Here is a 24,451-nt window from a genome sequence, read left to right on the forward strand (position 1 = left end):
AGGTTGTCGACGTCCTTGAAGCCGTTGTCGGGCCACATGCCGTAGCCGCTCTGGGTGTTGAGGGTCCCGTTGCCGTTGCCCGTCCAGAGCAGCAGCGCGCCGCCGGAGGCGCGGCCGGCGATGTCCGTCTTGCCGTCACCGTTGAAGTCGCCCGCGACGAGGTTGTCGACGTCCTTGAAGCCGTTGTCGGGCCACATGCCGTAGCCGCTCTGGGTGTTGAGGGTCCCGTTGCCGTTGCCCGTCCAGAGCAGCAGGTTGCCGTCCGAGAGCTTCCCGGCGATGTCGGCCTTGCCGTCACCGTTGAAGTCCCCGGCGACCAGGCCGCTCACGTCCTTGAAGCCGTTGTCCGGCCACATGCTGTAGCCGGTGGCCGGGTCGAGGGTGCCGTTGCCCTTGCCGGACCAGAGGAGGAGGTTGCCGTCGGGCAGCTTCCCCGCGACGTCGGTCTTGCCGTCCCCGTTGAAGTCCGCCGCCACCATGTCGCTGACCTGGGCGAAGCCGGTGTCCGGCCACATGGCGTGGCCGCTGGTCGGGTCGAGTTGGCCGTTGCCGTTGCCCGTCCACAGCAGCAGCGCGCCGTCCGGGGCGCGGCCGGCCACGTCCCGCTTGCCGTCACCATTGAAGTCCACGCGCGCGGGGTCGATGGGGTTGGGCTGGGGGTTCGGGGTGGCGGAGGGGGCGACGTCGAGGTAGTCCCGGTCGACCTTCCGGCTGAGGCCGCCCCAGGTCTCGATCACATCGCCGCTGTACTGGTGGATGCGCTGGTGATTGGCCCACAGGTCGCCCGGGATGGCGGGGTCGGTGGTGTTGGCCACGCCGTTCCACAAGGCGGAGTACAGCACGTCCGGGACGGTGTAGCCGTTGTTCCGGTTCCGAACGATGTCGGCGATGCCGCTGGACGAGCTGCTGTAGACCCCCGAACGGTAGCCGCGCTCGTGCAGGCGGTTGGTCCACGCCGAGGCGAAACCGGCGACGGTGGAGCCGTACTGGGGATTGGTGTAGTGCTCCATGTCGTAGTAGAGCACGCTGCCCGGACCGAGCCCGAGCGCCGCCGCGTTGGCGATGGCGTAGTCCGCCTCGCGCACACCTTCGGCCGTGGGGTTGGTGATCTTCGCGGCCTGGGGGCCACCGTAGATCGGGATGAACCGCCAACCGTCGGAGGCCTGCTGCCGCATCCAGTCGGCGGTGAGGTTCGGCTGAAGGCAGGACCTGGTGCTGCCACCGATGTAGATGCCGACGGCGCCGTAGGGCGAGTTCGCCTTCCAGGCCTTCATGAAGTCGGACGTGGGAGCGGTGCAGGTGTCGAAGCCCTTGCCCGTGAAGTCGGTGCTGTCGGCCGGGAGGGCGGCGACGGCCGTTGCCGCCGGACTCTGGGCCGCTGGGCTCTCGGCGAACGCGGCCTTGCCCTTCGACAGCCCCGCGCCGGCGATGATGCCGCGGACGAGCCCCTCGTCGAGGTCGTAGGTGCCGGTGACCCGGATGCCGGCCGCCGTGGCGGTGAGCTCGTGGTCCGCGGGGTCGGTCGTGGCACCGGTCGCGGCGTCGGCGGATGCCGGCTCGACCAGCAGGGCCTCAGTGCGGCCGACGGCGTGCGCGGGGCAACTCGCCCCGTCACCCGGGGTACCGAGGTAGACCGCGTGCCGGTCGAAGCGGACGCAGGCCGAGGGATCGGCGGCGAGGTCGATCACCGGCCAGTCGGCGGGGACGGTGAACCGGTGGCCGAGGTACGTCACCGGCTTGGTGGTGGACTTGGGGCCCGGGTCAGGGGCGGCGGTGGCCGCTCCGACTGTGGTGGCGGAGAGCGCGAGGCAGCCGCTGACGGCCAGCAGGGCGCGACGGATGCTGATGGTGATCACCTTGTCCTGTTGTCCTGTTGTTTTGTGGCCTTGTGGCTTTATGGCCTTGGGTCAGCCGATGAGGGGGTTGACGGCCTTGAAACCGTCGTCGGGCCACATGCCGTAGCCGGAGGCGGTGTTCAGCTGGCCGCCGCCATTGCCGGTCCACAGCAGCAGCGCGCCGCCGGAGGCGCGGCCGGCGATGTCAGCCTTGCCGTCACCGTTGAAGTCGTCGGCGACCAGGTTGTCGACGTCCTTGAAGCCGTTGTCCGGCCACATGCCGTAGCCGGAGGCGGTGTTGAGCGAGCCGTCGCCGCTGCCCGTCCACAGGAGCAAGTTCCCGTCCGACAGCTTCCCGGCGACGTCAGTCTTGCCGTCACCGTTGAAGTCCGCCGCCACCAGGTTGCTGACCTGACCGAAGCCACCGTCGGGCCACATGCTGTAGCCGGAGTTGGTGTTCAGCTGGCCGTTGCCGTTGCCGGTCCACAACAGCAGGCTCCCGTTGGCGAGCTTCCCGGCAATGTCGGCCTTGCCGTCACCGTTGAAGTCACCGGCGACCAGGCCACTCACGTCCTTGAAACCGTTGTCCGGCCACATCGCATGGCCGGAGGCGGTGCTGAGCGAGCCGTCGCCGTTGCCCGTCCACAGCAACAGGCTCCCGTCCGACAGCTTCCCCGCGACGTCCGTCTTCCCGTCACCGTTGAAGTCCGCCGCCACCAGATCGCTCACCTGGCCGAACCCGGTACCCGGCCACATGGCGTAGCCGGACGCGGTGTTGAGCGAGCCGTTCCCGTGGCCCGTCCAGAGCAGCAGGCTGCCGTCGGACAGCCTGCCCGCGATGTCCGCCTTTCCGTCGCCGTTGAAGTCCAGGCGCGGGCGCTTGACGGTGGGATAGACCGGGCTGCTCGTGTCCTTGGCCAGGCCCACGACGCGGGAACAGTACGGCCAGGCGTTCGTGCCCTGGACCTTGAGCACCTTCTCGGCGATCTCGATCTGCTGGTACCTGGTGGCGAGGTCGGCGCGCGGGGCGTACGCGGTTCCCCCGAAACCGGTCCAGGTACTGGCGGCGAACTGGAGTCCGCCGTAGTAGCCGTTGCCGGTGTTGGCGGCCCAGTTCCCGCTGGCCTCGCACTGGGCCATCTTGTCCCAGGTCGCGATCGAGGCGGCCGAGGCCTCCTGGGCGGTGAACAGTGTGGCGCACGCGGCGGCGAGCGGCAGGCAGGCGAGGGAGCGGAGTATGCGTCGACGCATGGGGTTCCTTCGGTTCGTCGTCGGGCAGCATGGAGGAGCGCCGGGGCCCTGCGGCGAGCAGTGCGGCAGGGCCCCGGCGAGCGTGGGTGTGCCGTCGGTCAGCCGATGAGGGGGTTGACGGCCTTGAAACCGTCGTCGGGCCACATGCCGTAGCCGGAGGCGGTGTTCAGCTGGCCGCCGCCATTGCCGGTCCACAGCAGCAGCGCGCCGCCGGAGGCGCGGCCGGCGATGTCAGCCTTGCCGTCACCGTTGAAGTCGTCGGCGACCAGGTTGTCGACGTCCTTGAAGCCGTTGTCCGGCCACATGCCGTAGCCGGAGGCGGTGTTGAGCGAGCCGTCGCCGCTGCCCGTCCACAGGAGCAAGTTCCCGTCCGACAGCTTTCCGGCGACGTCAGTCTTGCCGTCACCGTTGAAGTCCGCCGCCACCAGGTTGCTGACCTGACCGAAGCCACCGTCGGGCCACATGCTGTAGCCGGAGTTGGTGTTCAGCTGGCCGTTGCCGTTGCCGGTCCACAACAGCAGGCTCCCGTTGGCGAGCTTCCCGGCAATGTCGGCCTTGCCGTCACCGTTGAAGTCACCGGCGACCAGGCCACTCACGTCCTTGAAACCGTTGTCCGGCCACATCGCATGGCCGGAGGCGGTGTTCAGCGAGCCGTCGCCGTTGCCCGTCCACAACAGCAGGTTCCCGTCCGACAGCTTCCCCGCGACGTCCGTCTTCCCGTCACCGTTGAAGTCCGCCGCCACCAGATCGCTCACCTGGCCGAACCCGGTACCCGGCCACATGGCGTAGCCGGACGCGGTGTTGAGCGAGCCGTTCCCGTGGCCCGTCCAGAGCAGCAGGCTGCCGTCGGACAGCTTCCCGGCGATGTCGGCCTTGCCGTCACCGTTGAAGTCCAGGCGGAGCTTCGCGGGCTTCGGCGGCACCACGTCGTCGACAATGCTGTTGTTGCGGACCGGGAAGAACTCACCGTGGCCGGAGAAGTAGGGGTACGGAATCGTGTGGTGGAAAACGCCGCTGCCAGTGAACTCATAGGCGACGTAGGAGGTCTGGCTGGCGTCGGTCCAGTGGTCGAAGAGGGCCACGTGGCCGGAAAGGCCCCTCGCGGGGTTGAGGAGCGCGTCGCCCGCCTTGAGGTCGCTCTTGCTGATCCTGGACGCAACCCCGGTCGGAAGGTACATGTCAGTAGTGGCCCCACCGTACGGCGCAGTGGGGAGCTTCCACGCCATCGAGACATAGCCAGAGCAGTCCTGACGGTAACCATCATGGAAGAGGCCCCCGCCGTACCTGAGGCCCAGCGGGACCCAGGTTGCGGCCCTGGCGAGCGCCTCAGACCGGGTGACAGTCGGACCCGCCGCCAGTGCCGACGCAGCGTCGACACTGGACGCAAAGTCGAAAATCGGCTGCCCCGCCCCACCCTCGCTCTCCTGGACAGAGGCCGCCGCGCCGGCGGTCGGCTCCGGCTGGGCGGCGTGGGCGGTCGGAACGGTGCCCAGAGCCAGCACGGAGAGGGCTATCGAGGCGAGTACGGACGTCGAGCGCAGAGCAGCACGCTGAGCGGACACAGGTGTCTCCTTGATCATTGCCGGAAAATTTTGGCGATTTAAATCGCCAACGGGGAGTCACTCTACGAGACGTTCCGCGTCCGCACAATCACCCCCGGGACTGCACACTTCGCGCCAATGAGCGGCTGGATCACGCCGCTTGACGGTCCGCCCGATGGACCAAGCGCCCATAGGGGAAATGGCTAGTTAAATCATCGCTCGGAGTGATGGCGATAGCGTTGAGGTATCCGATCGGAGGTGAGAGACGTGCACGCAGGCGAGCCGGAGGGCCCTGGCGCCCCCGTTGCCCCCACCGCCCCGGGCCGTGCCGCCCTCATCGCCGACAAGATCGACGCGCTGATCACCCGCGAGGCGGCCCGAGCCGGCGGCCGGGCCCCGACCTACCGCGAGCTGGCCGAGCGGATCAACCGGATCGCCGGCCGCGACGTCATCTCCAAGGACACGATCCGCAACCTGCACCACGGCGTGACCCAGAAGGGTCAGACCCCGAACCCGACCGTCGAGACCCTGGACTGGCTCGGCCGCGGCTTCGGTATCCAGCAGGGCGCCGCCTACTTCCTGGACGACGCGCGGACGACGGCCGTGGACGAGCAGCTGGAGCGGCTGGAGAAGCTCGGCGGACTCCGGCAGGCGCTCGGCAACGCCGAGGTGGTCAGTCTCGTCCAGCGCGCCTCGGGCCTGTCCGACGGCAGCCTCCACATGCTGCTCGCGCTGGCGGACCGGCTCAAGAGCCTGGAGGACGGCGCCGCCGGTCAGACGGGTCCCGATTCGGCGACGACCGGCCACTGAGCACGGGAACACAACCCATGTGGCGGCACATCGGTCGTACCCGTGACGCCCGCTCCCGCCCTGAAGGAACCTTTCCGTACCATGTCACTTCCCCGGGGCCTCCGTAAGCGCTGTGAGGGCATCCTGGCCGGCCTCGACCTACCCGCTCCGTTCACCGTCGAGGGCTTCCGCGCCTCGCTGGAACGGCGGCGCGGCCGGCCGATCGTCATGGAGCCCCTGCCGTCACTGGGCCGCGACGCCCCCTGCGGACTCTGGATCGCCCTCCCCAGCATCGACGTCATCCTCTACGAAGAGCGCACCACCCCCGCCCACCAGGACCTGATCAAGCTCCACGAGCTCGGCCACGTCGTCTGCGGGCACACCGGCGTCCTCGAACTCCAGCACCTCACGAGTCTGATGCCGGACCTCACTCCCGAGTTCATCGCCCAGGCCATGGGCGTGGGCCGCACCAGCTACACCACCGTCGAAGAACAGGAGGCCGAGATGATAGCCCTGCTGCTGACCGATCTCGCGAGCACCGACCGCCCCAGCCCGGACCGGGCTAGCACCGCCGCGTCGAGACGCCTCACCGACAGCCTCCTCCACCCGATACGGCCACTCCGGCACCGGCGGCGAGGCTGATGCGCCCGGTCTTCTCCGTCCTGATCCCCGCCCTGCTCTGGGCCGTCACCCTCTGGCGAGCGCCGTCGGCGTTCCGCGCTCCCTCCTCCCCCGCGTCGCGTGCCCTCTGGGCCACCCTGGCGACGATGGCGCTCGGGCTCAGCACCCGGCCGCCGGTGATCGCCCGGTTCATGGAGTCGGCCACCGGGGTTCCCGAGGTCTCCGTCCTCGTCAAGCACCTGCTCGGCCTCGCCGCCGCCACCTTCCTGCTCGACTACGTCTACGCCATCCACGGCCGCCCCGGTCAGCTCGTCGGCTCGGCCCGGCTCCGGCACCGGCTCGCCCTCGTGGCCGGGCTGGTCCTGGCGGTGCTGTTCATCGGCTTCTTCAAGCACGACGCGATCGTCCCCGACAGCATCGACGCCTACTACGGCGACCCGGTCGTCCAGCTCTACCTCGCCGTCTACTACCTCTTCCTCGGCGTGGCCACGGCGCTCGCCGCCCACCTGTTCTGGACCAACCGGCTCGACGTGCCGCGCGGCCTGCTGCGCACCGGGGTACGACTGCTGGCCGCGGGTTGCGCGGTCGGGTTCGGCTACACCGTCTACCGGGTGGCGTTCATCGCCCGGCACGGGAACGCGCCGATCGACCCGGTCACCGGCCGCCCCATCCCCGTCGACGACGCGGTCGCCGAACTCCTTCCGGCCGTCGGCGCCCTGCTGCTGGTCCTCGGCATCTCCATGCCGCCCCTGCGGATCGCGCTCCGCTACGTCCGCGACCAGAGCGCGATGTGGCGTCTCCACCCGCTCTGGTCCGACCTGGTCCACGCGGTGCCGCACGTGGTGTTCGGCAGCCCGCGCGGGCGCGTCCGCGCGCTGTTCGCCTACGGGGACCGGTCGTTGGACCTCGCGCACCGGGCCTTCGAGATCCGGGACGCGGCCCTGGCCCTGCGGGACACCGTGCCCGCGCCGCCCGGGCCGGTCCCAGCGGGCGGTCCCGCCGGCCCGGCCGGGTCCGCCGGGTGTATCGCCCTCGACGAGCGGGCCGGGGCCCGGGCCGAGGCGGAGTGGCTGCGCGCCGCGCTGCACCACCAGGCCCACGGCCGTCCCCCCGTCGGCGGCATGCCCCCGGAGCCCGACCACCCACCCTGCCTGACGCCGCGCGAGGAGATCGCCTGGCTGCTCCAGGTGGCCGCCGCGTACCGGCGCCCGGCGGCTGGGCACCGGGCTTGACCTCAAGTGCGGTTCATGTTGTCGAATGGGGGTTCGGCGGTGATCATCGCCGCTTCGTACGGGGGCCGAGGAGAGGTGTCGGGATCGTGGCTGGCGAGCTGCTCGTGGCGGGGGACGTTCCGGCGGACGTGCGGGAGGCCGTGACCGGGGTGGTCGCGGCGCTGGAGCAGGCCTTCAACACCAAGGACGCGGTCGCGTTGGGCTCGCTGTTCGGCGAACGGGCGTCCTGGACCGACGCGCTCGGCAGGCGGCTCGACGGGCGTACGGCGGTCATCGAGTCCAGCGCCCCGGCCCTGCAGGGGTTCCTGCGGAACTCCTTCGCCCGCTACGAGGTCACGAAGCTGCTCGCGATCGCCGACGATGTGATCGCCGTCAACGTCACCCAGACCCCCACCGACGCCGACGGCCGCCCCGTCGAGGGCCCGCACGGCGCCGCCCTCTACGTGGTGGCCCGTCAGGCGGCCGGGTGGAAGATCGTGGCCGGTCAGAACAACGCCGTCGATGCCCAATCCGCAGCGTAAGTGACGACCGGCCCCGGACCGGGGGCCGCCTCCCATCCCAGTGATCGTGCCGGGGAGGCGGCCCCCTTCGTCGTCCGGCCACCCGCATAGGATCCCGGCGACCGGATCGCTTCCGATCGGATCGAAGGGAATGCCATGGAGAGACCGGAGCAACAGGGCGGCCCGACGGGCATCGCCGCACTGACCGGCGTCCTGCCGCCCGACCACGGCGCGGACGAGCGGGTCGACTGGACGGCCGCCGAAGCCCGTTGGGGCACCCGGTTCCCGCGCGACTACACGGCCTTCATGTCCGTCTACGGCGGCGGGTCGACCGGCGAGCTCGTCGTCCTCGCGCCGCTCCCCAAGGAGGGCGTCCGCTGGTCGCCCGACGCCTTCGCGGAGGAGACCGAGAACGTCCGGTACACCTGGGAGATGCTCGGCGGCCAGGACGGCCTCGACCTCGACCCGGCGCACCTGCTCGCCTGGGGCGTCACGTCGGGCGCCGACATCCTCTGCTGGCTCACCACCGATCCCGATCCGGACCGGTGGCCGGTGCTGGTCTGCGGCCGGCACACCCGCGAGGACTTCACCCTGTACCCGTACGGGATGGCCGACTTCCTGCGCGGGCTGCTCCTGGACGAGTTCGACCCCTACCCGATCAGCGTCGACCTGCGCGGGCGCGCCATCCGGTACGTGCACACCCTGGAGCAGCAACGACGCTGGGACGCGGGCCTGGACCCGCACTCCGGCGAGCCGCGCTAGGCGGCTTCCGGGGCGGGGAGGTGGCGGGCGAAGTGGGTGGCGACGGTGTCGGCGGTGGCGGTGACGGGCTCGGTGCCGTCCACTTCGATGACGCGGATGCCGAGGCGGCGGGCGTGGTCGACGGCGTCGGCGGCGACCAGGCGGTCCCTGGCGACCCGGTTGGCCTGGGCGCGGGCCGGATCGCTGACGTCGGCCTGCAGCGCGCCGGCCCGGGGGAAGGTGCGGATCTGGTGCTGCCGGAACTCCTCGGTGGGGACGAGGACGACCATCCGGTCCGGCGAGTCCGACAGCAGCGGGTGGACGAGTTCGGGCCGCAGGCCCCACCCCTCGGCGAGCAGCGGCCGCCCGGCGGACAGTGCCCGCAGGTCGTCCAGCACCCAGCCGAACCGCTCGGGGAAGCCGGCCAGCGTCTCGGCCGCCAGCTCCTCCGGCGAACGGTCCACCCACATCCCGTCCGGTGTGGGGTCGGCGGTGGGCGCACCGGTCGCGACCCGCCGGGCGATCCGGCGCGCCTGGTGACCGCGCGCGTCGTGGAAGTCGTAGTGGTAGGCGGTCAACCCGTACCGCTCGGCGAGCAGTTCGGCGACGGTGGTCTTGCCGGCCCACTGCGCTCCGCCGATCCACAGGGTGCGGTGAAGGCTGCCGTGGGGGTCCCAGGTTCCGGGCATGGGTGTCCTCCTGGTGAGGGGGTGGGGAGGGCGCGGCGCATCGTTCAGCGCGCCCACCAGGAGTGTCCGGCCTCGCGGGAAAAAATTGCAGTCTTGTTCTCGCCCGGTGATCGGCGGAGAGTGGAGGAGAGGGGAAGCGGGTTCAGCTCCAGCGCGCCACGTGGTCGGACAGCACCGTCGCCGCGTCCGGAGTCGTCAGCGCCGTCAGCGCTGGCGAGTTCGGGCCGCGCTGACTGTCGGGCCCCTGCCAGTCGTGCCGCGAGGGGGTGCGGGAGGGGGTAGGGGCGCTCGGGTGGGAGGAGGCGCTGGGCCTGGGCGGTGCGGCCGCCGTGGACCAGCTCGGCGATCTTCCGGACCTGCGGGGTGAGGTCGGTGATCCCGGTGATCCACTCCTCGGCGAAGGTCCGGATCAGCGTGCGGCCCACGCCCACCTGGATGCTGTACTGGTTCAGCGCCGCGCCGCGCAGCGAGCGCTCCGGGTCCCACTGGACGTGCACCTCGGCGCGGGCGAGCGCCTCCGGGTCGGCGGTGGTGAGCACGGCCCGCCCCAGCGCCTCCTCCCACCCGGCCCGGGTGATCCGGACCGCCAGCACACGCTCCTGCCCCGGCTTGCGCGCCCAGTTGCTGCGGTGCATCAGCCAGCGGAACGACGGCTTGATCCACGTCATCCGCCCGAAGGAGAACGGCGGCACGAACCGCCCCGCCGCCAGCGCCGGTTCGGCGACGGCCGGGGCGTAGGCCTGGTAGATCACGATCGTCTCGGCGTCGAAGTCGGCCCGGATCTCGTGCAGTTGCTGCATACGGACAGACCCTGCCACCTGGCCCGGCAGCGGGCGAACGGTTTTCCGGGCACGTGATCAAGCACGCGATCAAGCACGTGATCAAGGCAGCGCGGCGGTGGGGTTACCAGCGGCGGCGCGGGCCGGTAGGTTGCCCGGCATGGAACTGGCGCAGACGGTCCTCGGTTCGGGACGCTCGATCAAACTCTCCAGGCTCCACATGGAGTTGACCTACGAGGGACTCCTGATGGGCTACCCGACCCGGGAGATGAACGACGGGATCGTGACCACCGCGGTCCGGCAGGCGGAGAAGCACTACCCCTCCTTGCCTGTCCACTTGGCGGAGCCGCCCCGGGTTCAGCGTGAGATCCGACGGCCCACCTTCGGCCCGATGGAGGAACTCCCCCTCGTGCTGTGCACGGGGTTCTTCATCTCCGAGGCGGTGGACCCCACGCTGGAGCCCGTCCTCCACTACTCCCGACTCGTCGTGGTGTGGTTCCAGGCCGACTCCGGCCTGCCGTCACCCGACCGGCCGACGCCCGGGCTGTGCGACGTCCCCTGGAACGAGAAGGCGGAGGACTCCGAGCTCTAGAACGGAGCCGGGACGGCGGAGAACACGGGACGGGCAGCGGAGAACGGGACGGGCTCAGCGCATCCAGCGGGGTGTCCTGACGCCCGTGAAGTCGTTCCACGCACGGCAGTGGGCACGCGACTGCGGCCCCACGTCCGTCCAGACGGACCTGAGGTCGAACCCCTCGTCCCAGGCGTTCAGCACCGCCTCGAAGAACCCGGTGGCGACGGCCGTCCCGTCCTCGTCGCCGCCCTCCGCCAGGATCCGCTCCAGGAGTCGCAGCACCCGCCGGCTCTGCTCCGGGGCGAACTCGGCCGACTGTTCGCCGAAGACCGCCCCGAGGGTGCCCAGCCGGACCGTCAGCGGCGGGACGTCGTCCTCGTCCTCCTCGGCGGTGTCCACGACCGGGCCTCGCCAGCGCTCGACCGCGGCGCGGTCGGCATCCGCCAGGGCCTGGCTGATGCCGACCAGCTCCTCCCACCACAGCGGCGTCGCCACCGGTGACCTCCCCGTATCCGTACCGATCCGGGGCACATCCTCCCCCGCCGGTTCGGCCGTACGTCCGGGCGGGTCAGCTCGCGGCTCCCCCAGCGGCGGCAGTAGCAGCGGCCGCCTTGGTGCGGAAGGTGGTGAGGGTGTCGGCGGGGACGCCGCAGTGGGTCAGGAAGGCCTCGGGGCCGCCGTGGCGGGTGTGGATCAGGTCGAGGAAGGCCGTCATCGCGCCGGCCGGGGCCTCCAGCAGCGGGGCCGGGATGGTCAGCGAGGCGGCGCGGTGGTCGTTCAGGGCGCTGCGGTAGCGGACGGCGAGGCCCTCGAAGATCTGCGGCAGCGCGGCGGTGGTCCGGGCGTAGTCGGCCACGATCTCCTCCGCCGGGACGCCGAGCAGGTCGAGCAGCAGGGCGGTGACCAGGCCGGTGCGGTCCTTGCCGGCGGCGCAGTGCAGCAGCACACCGCCGGGCCGGGCGGCGGCCTCGACGGCGAGCGCGACGGCCTGCGGGGCGGACTCCGCCATGAGGAGGTAGAAGGTGCCGAGGTCGGCGGCGGTGGTCATGGTGCGGGCGGCCTCGTCCAGGGCCGGGCCGGTGGGCTGGATGCGTGCGGCGACGACCTCGACCCCGTCGGCCTCCACCGCGCTCCAGTCGGCGGCCTCGACCTCGTCGACGCCGCGCAGGTCGACCACGGTGCGGATGCCCGCGTCGCGCAGCTGGTCGACGATCGCGGCGTCGGCGGCCGGGAAGGGCTGGGCGGAGCGGTGGAGCACGCCGGGGCGGATCCAGCGGCCGTCGGGGTCGGCGAGGACGGCGGGGTCGCGGAAGTTGACCAGGGTCACGGCGGGGCGCCTTTCGACGTGGGGCGAGGCGGGGTGGAGCATGAGCTGCGCGAGGACATCTAGATGTCTAGATGTGTACCTGGTGGAGGCGGCGGCAGGCAAGCGGAGGCGAACGGGGACCTCCGTCGGCTCCGTAGGATCGGGTGCGTGGCAACCCACCCGCAGTCGCCCCGAAGCGACACCCCGCTGTACCGCCGCCTCGCCCGGCAGCTCCAGGAGCGCATCGACGCCGGCACCTACCCGGCGGGCGCCCGGCTGCCCAGCGAGCCCGAGCTGAGCGCCGAGTTCGGCGTCAACCGGCTGACCGTCCGGCAGGCGGTCGCCGAACTGGAGCGGGCCGCCGTGCTGGAGATCCGCCGGGGCGTCGGGACCTTCGTCCGCCCGCCCGCCGTCCGGATCTCGATCACCGTCGACCCGCGCAGCCAGCGGGTCGACCTCGGCAGCGTGCACACCGCACTGCCGCCCGAAAGGGATGAGGACGTGCCGGGCGCCGTCGAGGGGGACGGCGAGTACGTGGTGGCCGCGCGACCGGTGGCCGGTTCCGCCGAGGACGACGAGGCGGCCCGCCAACTGGGCCGTGCCGTCGAGGAATTGTCCCGGGTGGACACGGTGATCCGACTCGGCGGGCGGGCCCGGGTGGTGAGCAGTTACTGGGTGCCGTCCGGCCCGCTGGAGGCCGAGCTGGTCCGGCCGGGCCGGGCCGGGAACATGGTGCTCGACCTGGCCCGCGCCGCCGGGGTGGAGCTGGAGTACGACTGGCGGGCGTTCGGCGCGATCGGCGCCGACCTCGCCGACGCGGAACTGCTCGGCGTGCCGCCGGGCACCCCGCTGCTGGTCCGCGAGGGCGTCAGCTGCACGCCCGACGGCGCGCCCGCGCTGTACGTGCGGCGGCGGATCGACGGGAGCAGCGCGCGCTTCGTGCTGCACTACCGCGACCGGTCGCCGGGCGTCTGACGGCCACCTGAACCCCGTCCGGCGACGGCGGTCCGGCCGAACCGCCACACCGTCCGGCGCCGACCCGGTAGCATGCCCGCCCGGAGCAGCCGATCAGCCGTTCGACCAACGCGCCGATCAGCGGGCTGACCAGCGGAAAAGCCGTCGGCCGACCGGCCCGGCGGCACCAACGGACCGGGGCGGGACACGACGACATGACGGTGGGCAACGGCACCCCCGACCGACCCGGCGGACCCGACATCCCCGACGAGCTGGCCCACCACTGTCTGGACCTGCTCAGCGACGTCTCCCGCACCGGCCGGCTGCTGCGCCGCGCCGAACTGGAGCGGCTGCGCGAACTCGGCGAGCGCGGCGCCGAAGCCGGACACGGCCTGCGCGACCTCGTCGGCACCTGCCTCGGCGCCACCCGCGCGGCCTGGCAGAGCCTCCCCGGCCCCACCGCCGTCACCGCCGCCGAACTGCGCCGCATCGGCGACGCCGTGCTCACCGCCACCCAGGCCGCCCTCGGCGCGCTCGGCGAGGGCCACGAACGCGCCCAGCGGATGGCCGTCCGCCAGGAGGAGGCCAACCGCCGCGAGCTCGTCAACGACCTGCTGCACGGCCGCAGCGACCTCGGCCGGCTCGCCGAACGCGCCGAACGGTTCGGCCTGCGGCTGGCCGCCGGCTACACCGTCGCGGTCGCCGTCGCCGCCGAGGCCTACCTGGAGGGCTCCCCCGCCGCCCACCGGGTGCTGCGCGAGCTGACCGGCCGGTTCGACGACCGCACCCTGCTGCTGGTCGCCCGCGACGGCCGGCTCGTCTGCATCGCCTCCGACGGCGAACAGGCCGTCCTCACCGCCTTCACCGACCTCGCCCTGCGCCCCGGCCCCGGCTACCTCCCCGCCCTCCGGGTCGCCACCGGCCGCCGGCACGCCGGCACCGGCGGCGTCGTGCGCAGCTACGAGGAGGCCCTCGGCACCCTGGAGTACGCGGAACGGCTCGGTCTGCCGGCGAAGCGGCTGCGCGCCGAGGAGCTGCTCGTCTTCCCGGTGCTGATGCGGGACCGCGCCGCGATGGCCGACCTGGTCCGGACCGTCCTCGGCCCGCTCACCACCGCCCGCGGCGGCGCCCGCCCGCTGCTGGAGACCATCACCGTCCAGGCGGAGGCCGGGTACGTGAACGCGGAGACCGCCCGGCGGCTCGGCCTGAGCGTCCGCGCCCTCGGCTACCGGCTGGAGCGCATCCACGCCCTGACCGGCTACGACCCGGCCGACGCGCTGCACCGCTACACCCTGGAGACGGCGGTGATGGGCGCCCGCCTGCTGGAGTGGCCGGAGCAGCCGCTGTGCCCGCAGTGACCGCGCGGGCCCGCGTGGCCTCCTGCGCGCCCGCCCTGCTGGCCTCCTGGCCTCCTGCCTGCTCCGAACGTTTCAGACGTTTGAGCGACCCGCGCGTTGCTTGTGCTTTCCGGCTGTTTTCGGGTGTCAAAACGCCGTCAAGATTGCCGGATCCTGGCAGTGTGCGGGGGGCTTCGCGCCTGCCAGGATCACCGAGGCGCACGGGGGGTCCGGCGCCGAACGGAAAGCCGGGGGGCGACGCGGATGCGGGGGCACTTCGAGGCCGCGCCGGGCTTTCCGACCCTGATGGTGACCGCCGAGTACTGGTTGCTGGCCCTGCTCAGCGGCCTCGGGGCCGACGTCACGTCCGGGGGACGTGACGTCGGCCGCACCATCGACACCCGCAACGGGGGGCGCGGCGCCGGTCCCCACATCGACGCCGCGCCCGGGGAAGCCGACATCCTCCCCGCCTCCGTCCCCTTCCCGCTGGTCGGCCGCGCCTGCGCCGTCCTGCCGGGCGGTGCCACCACGGACGCCGGCTGGGCCGAGACCACCAGCGACGACGGCTCCCCCGCCCTCCTCGCCGTCCGCACCCCACCCGGCGACCCCGCCATCCCGGCCGGCCACACCGCCCTCCTCCACGCCCACGACCCCGCCACCGACACCTACCTCGTCACCCCCCTCGACCTCGCCACCCTCTTCAGCTGACGAGCCCACGAGCGGACGGGCGGACAGGCGGACAGGCGGACAGGCGGACAGGCGAACCGACCATCAGGTGATCGGACGGATCGACGAGCGGACCATCCGACCTTTTCGGGTCGGGCGGATCCCCGGGAATCGTGCGCGGCCGAGCGGTAGTTTCGGAGGGCCGCACCCGCGGCGGTCCACTCGGTCCACTCCGTCCCGCCGAAGCGAGGCACCACGTGAGCGCCCAACCCCTCCAACCCCGTCTGCCCGCGGAAGGCCCGCGGACGATCCGCGAGTTCCGGGGGATCCTCACCGGCGCCGACCTGGAACGCTTCGAGACCGAGATCGACGACGTGCCGCTGCACGAGATCCGGGAATACCTCAAGGGCTGGAAGCACCTGCTGCACCTGCGTACGGTTCCCGAGATCGAACATGCCCTGCGCACCGCCTTCGACCGCCCGGGCACGCCGCTCGCCGAGTTGTTCCCCGACTGGGAGGAGAGCGATGTCTGATCTCCTCCCGGTCTTCCTGGACGACACCGTCCGCCCCGCCGTCGCCGGACTCACCGCCGACCAGCGGCGCCGGTTCCTCCACACCCTCCGCAGCGTCCGGCGCGACCCGGAGCTCGGGCTGCCCTACACACCCGGCGACGACGTGTCCGGTCGCGTCGTCACCGTCCCCGGCGACGACGCGACACCGGGCATGACACTGGGGTACCGGGTCGGGGAAGACGAGATCCGCATCGTGCTGTTGCTCGCGGGGCCGTGAGTACTCGTCACCCCGGTGACTACCGGTGAGTAGGATCGGCCGCCGGAACAGTCGACGTGGTGGGGGTGCCGAGTGGTGGCGGAGCTGGAGCAGGGACAGGGGCTGGAGCAGGAGCGGCGGCGGACGGCGGTGGTGTCCGGGGGTGGGACCGGGATCGGGCGGGCGATCGCGGCGGAGCTCGTCGGGCAGGGTTACCGGGTGGTGATCCTGGGGCGGCGGGCCGAGGTGCTGGCGCGGACGGCGGCCGAGCTCGGGGCGGGCGTGGTGCCGATCGCCGTCGACCTGACGGTGGCCGCGCGGGTGACCGAGGCGGCGCGCGCGATCGCGGCGCTCGGGCCGGTGGACGTCCTGGTCAACAACGCGGGCGCGGTGATCACCCCGCCCGCCGACGCGTCCCTGGAGGCACTCGCCGACGCCTGGCGGCGCGACCTCGACACCAACCTGCTCACCGCCGTCCTGCTCACGACCGCCCTCGCGGACCAACTCCGTCGCCCGGGCGGCCGGTTGATCCTGATCAGTTCGGCCGCCGCCCAGCGTGGCGGAGCCGGCGCGCATTCGGCCGGCTCGTACGCCGCCGCCAAGGCCGCCCTGCACGGCTGGGCGTTCGGCCTGGCCCGCCAGTTCGGGCCGGACGGCATCACGGTCAACGTCCTCGCCCCCGGCTACGTCGCCGAGACCGAGATCTTCGGCGAGGACTGGACCCCCGGCTTCCACGCCGACAAGATCGCCGCCACCCTGGTCGGCCGCGCGGGCACCCCCGAGGACGTCGCCGCCGCCGTCTCCTACCTGGCCTCCCCCGCCGCCGGGTACGTCACCGGCCAGATCATCGGCATCAACGGCGGGGCGGTGCTGGGCCGTTGAGCGCCGGGATGGAGTCGGAGCGGGAGCACGAGCCCGCGCTGCGGATCCCGCTCGCCGAGTTGCGGCGGGCGCTCGACGTCCTGGTCCGCCATGTCGCGGCCTCCTCCCCCGACGGCCTGGTCACCGTCGAGGACGAGGCCTACTGGTCGGTCCCGCCGACCGAGGCCGGCAAGGTGGACGACGACCCGCCGGAGCTCACCATCGGCCTGCTGTCGGAGTCGTGGGAGCACCTGGAGCAGATGATCGAGGACGAGGACCGGACGATCGGCTACGGCCTCGTCTGGCTCGGTGACGTCCTGCGCGCCATCGGCGCCACGGCCATCTGACGTACCGTCAATCGCCATGGTGGCGGCGGTGGCAGGGGATCCGACGGAAGGGGCGGCACAGCGGATGTCCGCAGACGAGTACCGGTACCGGCTCAGCGTCCAGGGCACGGACTTCCTGTTCCGCGAGATCGCGGGCCTGGACGTGGAGTTCGAGGTGGTCCGCTACCGCAATGGCACCGACCGGACGACCCGCTCCGTGCCCGGGCCGCCCAAGCCTCCCTCCGTGTCTCTGCGCGGCGGCGACCCGGCGGGTTACCAGGCGCTCGCCACCTGGGCCGGGCTCGTCACGGCGGGCACCCCGGCGCAACGGGAAGCCGTGGTGACCCTGGTGGACGAGAGCGGCCCCGCGCCTGCGGCGGCCGTGAGCTGGGTGATCGTCGACAGCTTCCCGAGCCGGCTGACCTCGCTGGTGTATGACGAGGCGGTCGGCGGGCCGGTGATCGGCGAACTGGTGCTGGCGGGGTACGCGGTGGTGCCGCGCTTCGGGCCCTGACCGGCGCCGGGCGCCCGCGCCGGGCTCGACGGCGGGCGTCAGCGCCGGGTGCCAGCGGCAGGTGTCAGCGGCGAGCGGCGGCGGCCAGGAGGGCGGGGACGGTGGGGAGTTTGACCCGGGGACGGCCGGTCGCCTCGCCGCGGGCCCGTTCGGCCCGGTCGATGGCGCGGAGCTGGCGCAGGCCGAGCGCGTCGGGGCGACGGTCGCGGACCAGCCGGTCGAACTCCTTGCGGGTGCCCGCGGGCGCGCGCAGCACGCCTGCGACGGCGTCGTCCAGGAGGGCGTCGACGGTCTCCGCGGCACAGGCCCGGTTGGCGCCGATGCCGCCGGAGGACCCGCGCTTGGCCCAGCCGACCAGGTAGGCCCCCGGCAGCGGCCGCCCGGTCGCCGGGTCGAGCACACGGCCGCCCCGGTGCGGCACGGTCGCGGTGACCTCGTCGAACGGCAGCCCGGGGACGGGGATGCCGCGGTGTCCGATCGAGCGGACGACCAGGCCGGCGTGCAGGAGCTCCTCGCCAGCTCCGGCCGGGTCCGTTTCGGCCGGGTCGGCAGCGGTCGGGTCCAGGCCGGTCAGGTCCGCTCCGGCCGCGTCCGGGCCGGCCAGCCGGACCGCCTCGACCCGGCCGGCGCCGAGGAGTTCGACGGGTGTGGCGTGGAAGCGCAGCACGATGCGCCGGCCCGGGCGCGGCGGTCGGGTGCCGTCCACGCGCTCCAGCGGGAGTCCGGCGAGCAGCGCCGCCGTACCGGTGGCCGTGGGGTCGGCCGCGGCGGCTTCGAGGTCGGCGCGGACCACCGGTCGGTCGTCCACCACGACGTCCACGCCCGGCAGTTGGGTGAGGGCGAGGAATTCGGGGGTGGTCCAGGCGGCGTGTCCGGGCCCGCGCCGGGCGACCATGACGACCTCGCGGATCCGGCTCCGGCGCAGGGCGGCGAGCGCGTGGTCGGCGATGTCGGTGGCGGCGAGCCGGTCGGGGTCGGTGAGCAGGATCCGGGCGATGTCGACGGCGACGTTGCCGTTCCCGATGACCACCGCCCGTTCGGCGCCCGCGAGTTGCGCGCCACCGGCCAGGTCGACCGCACCACCGGTCAGGTCGACCGCATCGGCGGGCACGGTCGGTTCGGCGTTGTACCAGCGGACGAAGGTGGTGGCCGGCACGCTGCCGGGCAGGTCCTCGCCGGGCACGTCGAGCCGGCGGTCGGCGGCGGCCCCGACCGCGTACACCACCGCGTGGTGGTGGGCGGCGAGTTCGGCGTGGGTGAGGTCGGTGCCGACCTCGACGTTGAGGTGGACCCGCAACCGCGGGTCGTGGAAGACGGAGGCGAAGCTGTCGGCGATCCGCTTGGTCGACTGGTGGTCCGGGGCGACCCCGTACCGCAGCAGCCCGCCCGCCACCGGCAACCGGTCGATCATGGTGAGCTCGGCGCCGGTGGAGTGCAACAACGCCTGCGCGGTGTAACTCGCGGACGGCCCGGTGCCGACGATGGCGACCCGCAGCGAGCCCCCGCCCGGCCCCGCGAAGCCGGTGGGCAGGCTGCGCGGGAAGACGGGCGCGTCCCACGCGTGGTCGGTGGGGTGGTCGCGGTAGTAGGCGCGGTTGAGTTCGCCGTAGAGCGCGTCGGGGCCCATCAGCCGGTCGACCGGGAAGATCGCGTCCACCGGGCAGGCGTCGGCGCAGGCCCCGCAGTCGATGCAGGCGGCGGGGTCGACGTAGAGCATGTCGGTGTGGCCGAACGCGGGCTCGTCCGGGGTCGGGTGGATGCAGTTGACCGGGCAGACGGACACGCACGAGGCGTCGTTGCAGCAGGTGCGGGTGATCGCGTAGGCCATGGCGGGGGTGGGGTCCTCGCTGCGTGGGGTTCCGGTGGGCGGTTCGGGTGGGCGGTTCGGGTGAGCCGGTGCGGCTCAGAGCATGTGGATGCGGCGGTAGAGCCCGGTGGAGGCCTTGGTGAGCAGGCCGTTCTCGGCGAGGAACGCGATCAGGTGGCGGCTGCTGGTGCGCATCATCGCCCGCCGGTGCTCGCTGGCCCGGGCCTCGGCCACCGCCCGCCCGACGTCCAGCCCGGCGGCCGCGTACACGCCCGGGTGGACCATGCTGCTGACGATGACGAACGCCCCCGCCGCGATGCCGAAGGCGGCGTTGCGGCGGCGCAGGGTGCTCGCCCCGCGCAGCCGTTCGCGGATCTCCTGGCGGGCGAACTTCATGTGCCGGGACTCCTCGACCACGTGGATCCGGGAGGTCCCGCGGACGATGCCGAGGACGTTCTCGCCGCGCATCCAGTCGCGCTGCATGACGTCCAGCACCTCCTCGGCCACCAGGATGCCGCCGTAGGCGAGTTCACCGCGGGCGAGGGCCTTGAAGGCGCGACCGGCCTGGGCGATGGCCCGGTTCGGCTTGTACTGCGGGACGCCCATCTTCTCGCAGGCGCGGGCGAACATGATCGAGTGCCGGCACTCGTCCGCGATCTCGGTGAGCGCGAAGCGGAACTCGGCGCTGGCGGGGTCCTTGAGGTACTGATCGCGCAGCACCATCTGCTGGAGGATCATCTCGAACCAGATGCCGGTGGTCATGATCGAGCCGACCTCGTGGCGGGTGAGGGTGACCCGCTGCGCCTCGTCCATCTCAGACCAGAGCGCGGTGCCGTAGAGGGTGCTCCACTCGGGGTTGAGCCCGTAGTGCCCGGGCGGGAGCGGGGCGTCCCAGTCGATCTCGACGGACGGGTCGTAGGAGAGGGTGGCGGCGGAGTCGAGCAGCCGCTTCGAGACGTCCTCGTCGGCCGCGGTGTGGGTCCGTCCGCCCGGGTGGGTCCTGCCGGGGTGGAGCTTGCTCTGGTGGGTGCGTGCCGCCGGGTGAGCCATGGCTGCCTCCAGGTGCGTGGCCTGCGCGGGGATCCCGCCCCTGCCGCTTATTGACGGAGATTACAATAAGAGTCGACGCCCGAGAACCCCCTGCGCGGCGCCGGTCGGCACACCGCCGCCGGCCTTGCCGTTCCTCGTGGAACTGGCGGGTTCGGCGGGCCGGGGGATGATGGAGAGATCCCGGGCCGGCCCCCGTGCTGGTTCCAGCTGGTTCCGGCGGAGGAGAGGAGCGGACCGGATGAGCGCGGCGGACGCCATGCCCCCTGGCCCGTCCTCCCCCGGCGTGGGTGGCGCCCCTGACCCCCCTGGCACCCCTGGCCCCCCTGACCCCCGTGGCCGGACCCCGTTCCTCGACAACGCCGCCGGCGCCCTGCTCGACGCGGACGGCCGCATCGTCCGCTGGACCCCGGAGGCGGCACGCCTGCTCGCCCTCGACGCCGCCGAGGTCCACGGCCGCCCCGTCCGGGACCTGCTCGCCGACCCGGCCGGGTGGCCGGCGATGTCCGAACTCACCGAACGGCAGCGGGCCGTCGGCTGGTCCGGGGAGGCGGTGCTGCGCTCGGGCCGGGGCGACCGGCTGCCGGTCGCGTACCAGGTCCTGCCGCTCACCGCGCCCGACGCGCCCGCGCCGTCGTTCTTCGTCCTCGCCGCCCCTGCCGCGCAGATCGCCGGCTCGCGCCAGGACCGGGCGTTCACCCGCGAACTGTTCCTCCAGGACCGGGTCGGCCTCGCCGTGTTCGACGAACGGCTCCGCCTCGTCCGCACCAACACCCACCTGCTCCCGTACAGCGGCCTCCCTCCGGACCTGCGCGGACGGCGCCTCGGCGACTTCCTCCAGCCGCAGGACGCGGCGGCGGTCGAACGCGGGCTGCGCGACGTGCTGCGCACCGGGCGGCCGCTGGTCGGCGCGGAGGAACTCGTCCGCACCCTGGAGGATCCGGCGGGCGGGGCGGTGATGGCGATCTCGGCGTTCCGACTGCAGGCGACGGACGGGCAGGTCATCGGCGTGACCGCGCTGTTCACCGACGTCACCGAACTGCACCGGACCGGCGAACGGCTCGCCCTGCTGCACCGGGCCACGGCGGCCGTCGGCGGCTCGCTGTCGGTCGCGGGGACGGCGGAGGAACTGGCCGCCGTCCTCGCCCCGCCGGGCGACGGGGGTGCCGACCCTGGCGGGGGCGACGGGGGCGGGGGCGGGGGCGCGGGTAGCGGGGCGGCCCCCGGGCTCGCCGACGTGGCGGTGGTCGAGGTCGCCGAGGCCGTGTTCACCGGCGAGGAGCCCGCTCCCGGACGCGACGGGCTCCTGCCGCTGCGCCGCACCGCCGTCGTCGCGCCACCGTCCTTGACCCCGCCCCCGCTGCCGCCTGCACCCCCGGCCGTGCGCGTCGACCCCGGCGAGGCGGCGTCGCTCGCCGACTCCGCCGACTCGATGAGCGCGCCCCTACGGGCCGGCGACCGCCTGCTCGGCCGGGTGACCGTCCGACGCGCCCCGAACCGCCCGCCCTACCTCCCGGCCGACCTGGCCCTGCTGCGCGAGATCGCCGACCGGGCCGCCCTCGCCCTGGACAACGCCCGCCGCTACGCGCGCGAACACCGCGCCGCCGTCGGCCTCCAACGCAGCCTGCTGCCGCCCTCCGAGGCGGAGACCACCGCCGTCTCCACCACCAGCGCCTACCTGCCGACCGACACGGCCAGCGGCATCGGCGGCGACTGGTTCGACGTGATCCCGCTCTCCTCAGCCCGGGTCGCGCTGGTCGCCGGGGACGTGGTCGGACACGGGCTCGCCGCCAGCGCCACCATGGGGCGGCTGCGGACCGCCGTCCGCACACTGGCCGACCTCGATCTGGAACCGGACGAACTGCTCGTCCACCTCGACGACCTGGTCGCCCAACTGATGGTCGAGGCCGAACGGCCGGACGCGGACGGCTCGACTGCCGCCCTTTCCACGGGGTATCCCGAGGCGGTCCCGTTCGGCGCGACCTGCGTGTACGCGGTGTACGACCCGGTCTCGCGGCGCTGTGCGATGGCCTCCGCCGGACACCCGCCGCCGGCCGTCGCCGCCCCGGACGGCACGGTCGGCTACGTGCCCGTCCGCCCGGGACCGCCGCTCGGCGTGAGCGGGCTGCCGTTCGAGGTGACGGAGGTCGAACTGGCCCCGGACAGCCTCCTCGCCCTGTACACCGACGGGCTGCTCCTCGGGTACGACGACGACCTGGACGAGGGCATGGCCGAACTGGCCCGCCGCCTCGCGGAGCCGACCGGTCCGGCTGGTCCGTCCGGTCGGTCCGGTCCGTCCGGTCCGTCCGCGTCGCCGCTGCGGGAACTCGGGCGTCGACTCGTCGCCGACCTCCCGGCCCACCGCCTCACCGACGACGTCACCCTGCTGCTCGCCCGCACCCGCGCGGTCCCGCCCGAGGACACCGCCGGGTGGACGCTGGAGGCGGACCCGGCCTCGGTCGCCCGGGTCCGGGAGTCGGCCACCGCTCAACTGCGGGCCTGGGGACTGGAGGAGCTCACGTTCACCACGGAACTGGTGCTGAGCGAACTGGTCACCAACGCGATCCGCTACGCCGGCGGCCCGGTCAACGTCCGCCTCATCCGCGCCGAACGCCTCACCTGCGAAGTGTCCGACCCCAGCGCCACCCAGCCCCGAATGCGCCGCGCCCGCCTCACCGACGAGGGCGGCCGCGGCCTCTACCTCGTCGCCCAACTCACCACCCGCTGGGGCAGCCGCTACACCCGCCAAGGCAAAACCATCTGGGCCGAACAGGACCTCCCCGCCCCTCACCACCGCTGACTCGGCTCCGGAATATACCGACCGGTCTACATACAGCGATTATGTAGACCGGTCTACAGACCCCACTCGCCATCGAACCCGCCCCGTCCCCACCCGCCCCGTCCCCGGCACCCCGCATAGAAAGTCGGACCGGCCGACTTCCTACTCCGCGTCGCGCCCCGCTCGTCCGCTCTACTCCAGACCGAGCGCCAAAATAGGCAGACCGGTCTACAGATTCTCTCCCCTCCTCGGCCCGTGCTTGGAGTGGGAAGTCGGCCCGGCCGACTTCCCACTCCGCGGGTGTGGGGTGGTGCGCGGGCGGGGTGGGCGGTGGCGGGGGTGGGGAGGGGGGTGAGAATTGTGGGTGTGGACAAGAATGACGAGGTCGGCTCGCCCGGGCAGCGGGGGCGGTTGCTCGGGCGGTTGCCGTTGGAGCGGGTGGCGGCGGAGGCGGCGGTGGCCGTGGTCCGCGGGGTGCCGGCGTACCGGGAGCGGAACGAGGACGCCGTACGTGCCGAGCTCGCCGCGCTGCTCGGGCCGGCCATCGAGGCGCTGCGCGAGCGGCGCGAGCCCGCGCCCGGCGAGTTGACGGCGTTCGAGGAGTTCGGCGCGCTGCGGGCCGAGCAGGGCATCGGACTGGAGCCGCTCCAGGAGGCGTTCCGGCTGACCACCCGGCGGGCGTTCGACGCGCTGTACGCCGCCGCGCGCGACGACACGCCCCCCGAGGTCACCCTGGAGCTGACCCGGGATTTCTGGGCGTACTGCGATCTGGTCTCCACCGCCGTGGTGCGCGGCCACCGGACGCACGAGCTGGAGCGGGTGCAGGCCGAGCAGGAGCACCGCACCCTCCTCCTGCGCCAGCTGCTGATGGGCGAGTTGCCGACGGAGTGGCTGCCCACCGCGGCGAGCACCCTCGGCCTGGACCAGAACCGCGAGTACCTGGTGCTGTACGCGCGCCCGGCGGACGGGCGCCCGGTCGCGGAGCTGGAGCGGGCCCTGCGCGGCCACGCCGTGGTGCTGCTCGCGGAGCCGGGCGCGGACCGGGTGGTCGGGCTGGCCGCCCGCCGCCCGCTGCCGTCGCTGGAACTGCCCGTCGGAGTGGGGTCCGCGCGGCCGCTGGCCCGGCTGCACGAGTCGCTGGTGGAGGCGCGCCGGGCGGCCCGGCTGGCCACCGCGTTCGGCCTTCGGCGCTGCGTCGCGGACGGCGAACTGCCCCTGCACGGTGCGGTGTTGGCCCTGCCGGAGACGGGCGTGCGGCTGGTCGAACGGTGCTTCGGCCACACCTCGGGCGCCCGTCGGAGCACGCTGGCCCGCACCCTGGACGCCTACCTCCGCGCGGACGGCAACGCCGAGCAGGCGGGCGCGGAGCTCTTCGTCCACCCGAACACCCTGCGCTACCGGTTGCGGGCGTTCGGCACCGCGACCGGCCTGGACCTGGCCCGGACGGAGGACGCGCTGACCGCCTGGTGGGCGCTGCGCCACCTGGAGGCCACCGGGCAGCAGGGCTGAACACGAGGTCCGCCCCGCACCGTCT

General features: G+C 73.1%; 24 protein-coding genes and 1 pseudogene. 16 read left to right on the forward strand and 9 right to left on the reverse strand.

What is annotated here, in order from left to right; translation table 11 throughout:
- The 3 genes from AB0N76_RS28300 to AB0N76_RS28310 all read right to left on the reverse strand — a co-directional run.
- On the reverse strand, positions 1 to 1,856 hold a 1,856-nt coding region (locus tag AB0N76_RS28300; RefSeq protein WP_363561754.1), incomplete at its 3' end, for a glycoside hydrolase domain-containing protein.
- A 51-nt stretch (positions 1,857 to 1,907) separates the two neighbouring features.
- A complete protein-coding gene (locus tag AB0N76_RS28305) occupies positions 1,908 to 3,086 on the reverse strand; it encodes a transglycosylase family protein (RefSeq protein ID WP_363561756.1) in 1,179 nt (392 codons plus the stop codon).
- Positions 3,087 to 3,184: 98 nt separating this feature from the next.
- Complete coding sequence (locus AB0N76_RS28310) at positions 3,185 to 4,666, reverse strand: VCBS repeat-containing protein (protein ID WP_363561758.1); 1,482 nt, start codon at positions 4,664 to 4,666, stop codon at positions 3,185 to 3,187.
- Positions 4,667 to 4,894: 228 nt separating this feature from the next.
- On the opposite strand from AB0N76_RS28310, the gene AB0N76_RS28315 reads away from it, so the two are divergent.
- The 5 genes from AB0N76_RS28315 to AB0N76_RS28335 all read left to right on the forward strand — a co-directional run bounded on the left by AB0N76_RS28315 (position 4,895) and on the right by AB0N76_RS28335 (position 8,531).
- Positions 4,895 to 5,437 carry a hypothetical protein gene (locus AB0N76_RS28315; protein ID WP_363561760.1) on the forward strand — a complete coding sequence of 181 codons (543 nt, stop codon included), beginning with the start codon at positions 4,895 to 4,897 and terminating at the stop codon, positions 5,435 to 5,437.
- Positions 5,438 to 5,518: 81 nt separating this feature from the next.
- Positions 5,519 to 6,058 carry a hypothetical protein gene (locus AB0N76_RS28320; protein WP_363561762.1) on the forward strand — a complete coding sequence of 180 codons (540 nt, stop codon included), beginning with the start codon at positions 5,519 to 5,521 and terminating at the stop codon, positions 6,056 to 6,058.
- Positions 6,058 to 7,269 carry an MAB_1171c family putative transporter gene (locus tag AB0N76_RS28325; RefSeq protein ID WP_363561764.1) on the forward strand — a complete coding sequence of 404 codons (1,212 nt, stop codon included), beginning with the start codon at positions 6,058 to 6,060 and terminating at the stop codon, positions 7,267 to 7,269. Before AB0N76_RS28320 ends, AB0N76_RS28325 begins: the two co-directional genes overlap by 1 nt.
- Before the next feature lie 86 nt (positions 7,270 to 7,355).
- The gene (locus AB0N76_RS28330; RefSeq protein WP_363561766.1) at positions 7,356 to 7,790 is read left to right on the forward strand and encodes an SgcJ/EcaC family oxidoreductase; all 435 of its coding nucleotides are present in this window, start codon (positions 7,356 to 7,358) and stop codon (positions 7,788 to 7,790) included.
- A 135-nt stretch (positions 7,791 to 7,925) separates the two neighbouring features.
- Positions 7,926 to 8,531 (forward strand): SMI1/KNR4 family protein, encoded by a 606-nt coding sequence (locus tag AB0N76_RS28335; protein ID WP_363561768.1) that lies wholly within the window; start codon positions 7,926 to 7,928, stop codon positions 8,529 to 8,531.
- On the opposite strand, the gene AB0N76_RS28340 is transcribed toward AB0N76_RS28335, so the two are convergent.
- A complete protein-coding gene (locus tag AB0N76_RS28340; protein ID WP_363561770.1) occupies positions 8,528 to 9,199 on the reverse strand; it encodes a hypothetical protein in 672 nt (223 codons plus the stop codon). The genes AB0N76_RS28335 and AB0N76_RS28340 overlap by 4 nt on opposite strands.
- A 269-nt stretch (positions 9,200 to 9,468) precedes the next feature.
- A pseudogene (locus AB0N76_RS28345) lies at positions 9,469 to 9,999 on the reverse strand (DUF4291 domain-containing protein); the annotation flags it as partial.
- Positions 10,000 to 10,138: 139 nt separating this feature from the next.
- On the opposite strand from AB0N76_RS28345, the gene AB0N76_RS28350 reads away from it, so the two are divergent.
- Entirely contained in the window at positions 10,139 to 10,570 is a 432-nt protein-coding gene (locus AB0N76_RS28350; protein ID WP_363561772.1) for a hypothetical protein, read from the forward strand.
- A 54-nt stretch (positions 10,571 to 10,624) separates the two neighbouring features.
- Here the strand turns inward: AB0N76_RS28350 and AB0N76_RS28355 are convergent, their stop codons facing one another.
- Together AB0N76_RS28355 and AB0N76_RS28360 are read right to left on the reverse strand one after the other, a co-directional pair.
- Positions 10,625 to 11,047 carry a hypothetical protein gene (locus AB0N76_RS28355; RefSeq protein WP_363561773.1) on the reverse strand — a complete coding sequence of 141 codons (423 nt, stop codon included), beginning with the start codon at positions 11,045 to 11,047 and terminating at the stop codon, positions 10,625 to 10,627.
- A 73-nt stretch (positions 11,048 to 11,120) separates the two neighbouring features.
- Positions 11,121 to 11,879 (reverse strand): tyrosine-protein phosphatase, encoded by a 759-nt coding sequence (locus AB0N76_RS28360; RefSeq protein WP_363561775.1) that lies wholly within the window; start codon positions 11,877 to 11,879, stop codon positions 11,121 to 11,123.
- 147 nt (positions 11,880 to 12,026) lie between these two features.
- Between AB0N76_RS28360 and AB0N76_RS28365 the strand changes: the two genes are divergently transcribed.
- From AB0N76_RS28365 to AB0N76_RS28400, 8 genes are all read left to right on the forward strand, one after another.
- A complete protein-coding gene (locus tag AB0N76_RS28365) occupies positions 12,027 to 12,833 on the forward strand; it encodes a GntR family transcriptional regulator (protein ID WP_363561777.1) in 807 nt (268 codons plus the stop codon).
- Positions 12,834 to 13,027: 194 nt separating this feature from the next.
- A complete protein-coding gene (locus AB0N76_RS28370) occupies positions 13,028 to 14,170 on the forward strand; it encodes a helix-turn-helix domain-containing protein (protein ID WP_363561779.1) in 1,143 nt (380 codons plus the stop codon).
- A 243-nt stretch (positions 14,171 to 14,413) separates the two neighbouring features.
- Positions 14,414 to 14,857 carry a hypothetical protein gene (locus AB0N76_RS28375; RefSeq protein WP_363561781.1) on the forward strand — a complete coding sequence of 148 codons (444 nt, stop codon included), beginning with the start codon at positions 14,414 to 14,416 and terminating at the stop codon, positions 14,855 to 14,857.
- A 215-nt stretch (positions 14,858 to 15,072) separates the two neighbouring features.
- Positions 15,073 to 15,348 carry a hypothetical protein gene (locus AB0N76_RS28380; protein WP_363561783.1) on the forward strand — a complete coding sequence of 92 codons (276 nt, stop codon included), beginning with the start codon at positions 15,073 to 15,075 and terminating at the stop codon, positions 15,346 to 15,348.
- Entirely contained in the window at positions 15,341 to 15,604 is a 264-nt protein-coding gene (locus tag AB0N76_RS28385) for a hypothetical protein (RefSeq protein WP_363561785.1), read from the forward strand. Before AB0N76_RS28380 ends, AB0N76_RS28385 begins: the two co-directional genes overlap by 8 nt.
- Positions 15,605 to 15,679: 75 nt before the next feature.
- Positions 15,680 to 16,465, forward strand: coding sequence for an SDR family oxidoreductase (locus AB0N76_RS28390; RefSeq protein WP_363561787.1), 786 nt, complete (start codon positions 15,680 to 15,682; stop codon positions 16,463 to 16,465).
- Positions 16,466 to 16,473: 8 nt separating this feature from the next.
- Positions 16,474 to 16,791 (forward strand): hypothetical protein, encoded by a 318-nt coding sequence (locus AB0N76_RS28395; RefSeq protein ID WP_363561789.1) that lies wholly within the window; start codon positions 16,474 to 16,476, stop codon positions 16,789 to 16,791.
- Between the two features lie 64 nt (positions 16,792 to 16,855).
- Positions 16,856 to 17,284 carry a phage tail protein gene (locus AB0N76_RS28400; RefSeq protein WP_363561791.1) on the forward strand — a complete coding sequence of 143 codons (429 nt, stop codon included), beginning with the start codon at positions 16,856 to 16,858 and terminating at the stop codon, positions 17,282 to 17,284.
- 64 nt (positions 17,285 to 17,348) lie between these two features.
- On the opposite strand, the gene AB0N76_RS28405 is transcribed toward AB0N76_RS28400, so the two are convergent.
- Together AB0N76_RS28405 and AB0N76_RS28410 are read right to left on the reverse strand one after the other, a co-directional pair.
- Entirely contained in the window at positions 17,349 to 19,112 is a 1,764-nt protein-coding gene (locus AB0N76_RS28405; RefSeq protein ID WP_363561793.1) for a 4Fe-4S binding protein, read from the reverse strand.
- 75 nt (positions 19,113 to 19,187) lie between these two features.
- Complete coding sequence (locus AB0N76_RS28410) at positions 19,188 to 20,141, reverse strand: diiron oxygenase (RefSeq protein WP_363561795.1); 954 nt, start codon at positions 20,139 to 20,141, stop codon at positions 19,188 to 19,190.
- Between the two features lie 238 nt (positions 20,142 to 20,379).
- On the opposite strand from AB0N76_RS28410, the gene AB0N76_RS28415 reads away from it, so the two are divergent.
- Both AB0N76_RS28415 and AB0N76_RS28420 read left to right on the forward strand, forming a co-directional pair.
- Positions 20,380 to 22,938 (forward strand): SpoIIE family protein phosphatase, encoded by a 2,559-nt coding sequence (locus AB0N76_RS28415; protein ID WP_363561797.1) that lies wholly within the window; start codon positions 20,380 to 20,382, stop codon positions 22,936 to 22,938.
- Between the two features lie 345 nt (positions 22,939 to 23,283).
- Entirely contained in the window at positions 23,284 to 24,426 is a 1,143-nt protein-coding gene (locus AB0N76_RS28420; RefSeq protein WP_363561799.1) for a helix-turn-helix domain-containing protein, read from the forward strand.
- Positions 24,427 to 24,451 lie beyond the last annotated feature (25 nt).

It is taken from the genome of Kitasatospora sp. NPDC093806 (assembly GCF_040683335.1).
Lineage (GTDB): Bacteria > Actinomycetota > Actinomycetes > Streptomycetales > Streptomycetaceae > Kitasatospora.

Excerpts from the sequence above, each read along its gene's own strand:
- AB0N76_RS28305 (WP_363561756.1), bottom strand. The coding sequence starts at position 3,086 with ATGCGTCGACGCATACTCCGCTCCCTCGCCTGCCTGCCGCTCGCCGCC.
- AB0N76_RS28310 (WP_363561758.1), bottom strand. The coding sequence starts at position 4,666 with ATGATCAAGGAGACACCTGTGTCCGCTCAGCGTGCTGCTCTGCGCTCG.
- AB0N76_RS28320 (WP_363561762.1), top strand. The coding sequence starts at position 5,519 with ATGTCACTTCCCCGGGGCCTCCGTAAGCGCTGTGAGGGCATCCTGGCC.
- AB0N76_RS28325 (WP_363561764.1), top strand. The coding sequence starts at position 6,058 with ATGCGCCCGGTCTTCTCCGTCCTGATCCCCGCCCTGCTCTGGGCCGTC.
- AB0N76_RS28335 (WP_363561768.1), top strand. The coding sequence starts at position 7,926 with ATGGAGAGACCGGAGCAACAGGGCGGCCCGACGGGCATCGCCGCACTG.
- AB0N76_RS28340 (WP_363561770.1), bottom strand. The coding sequence starts at position 9,199 with ATGCCCGGAACCTGGGACCCCCACGGCAGCCTTCACCGCACCCTGTGG.
- AB0N76_RS28350 (WP_363561772.1), top strand. The coding sequence starts at position 10,139 with ATGGAACTGGCGCAGACGGTCCTCGGTTCGGGACGCTCGATCAAACTC.
- AB0N76_RS28370 (WP_363561779.1), top strand. The coding sequence starts at position 13,028 with ATGACGGTGGGCAACGGCACCCCCGACCGACCCGGCGGACCCGACATC.
- AB0N76_RS28375 (WP_363561781.1), top strand. The coding sequence starts at position 14,414 with ATGCGGGGGCACTTCGAGGCCGCGCCGGGCTTTCCGACCCTGATGGTG.
- AB0N76_RS28385 (WP_363561785.1), top strand. The coding sequence starts at position 15,341 with ATGTCTGATCTCCTCCCGGTCTTCCTGGACGACACCGTCCGCCCCGCC.
- AB0N76_RS28395 (WP_363561789.1), top strand. The coding sequence starts at position 16,474 with ATGGAGTCGGAGCGGGAGCACGAGCCCGCGCTGCGGATCCCGCTCGCC.
- AB0N76_RS28400 (WP_363561791.1), top strand. The coding sequence starts at position 16,856 with ATGTCCGCAGACGAGTACCGGTACCGGCTCAGCGTCCAGGGCACGGAC.
- AB0N76_RS28405 (WP_363561793.1), bottom strand. The coding sequence starts at position 19,112 with ATGGCCTACGCGATCACCCGCACCTGCTGCAACGACGCCTCGTGCGTG.
- AB0N76_RS28410 (WP_363561795.1), bottom strand. The coding sequence starts at position 20,141 with ATGGCTCACCCGGCGGCACGCACCCACCAGAGCAAGCTCCACCCCGGC.
- AB0N76_RS28415 (WP_363561797.1), top strand. The coding sequence starts at position 20,380 with ATGAGCGCGGCGGACGCCATGCCCCCTGGCCCGTCCTCCCCCGGCGTG.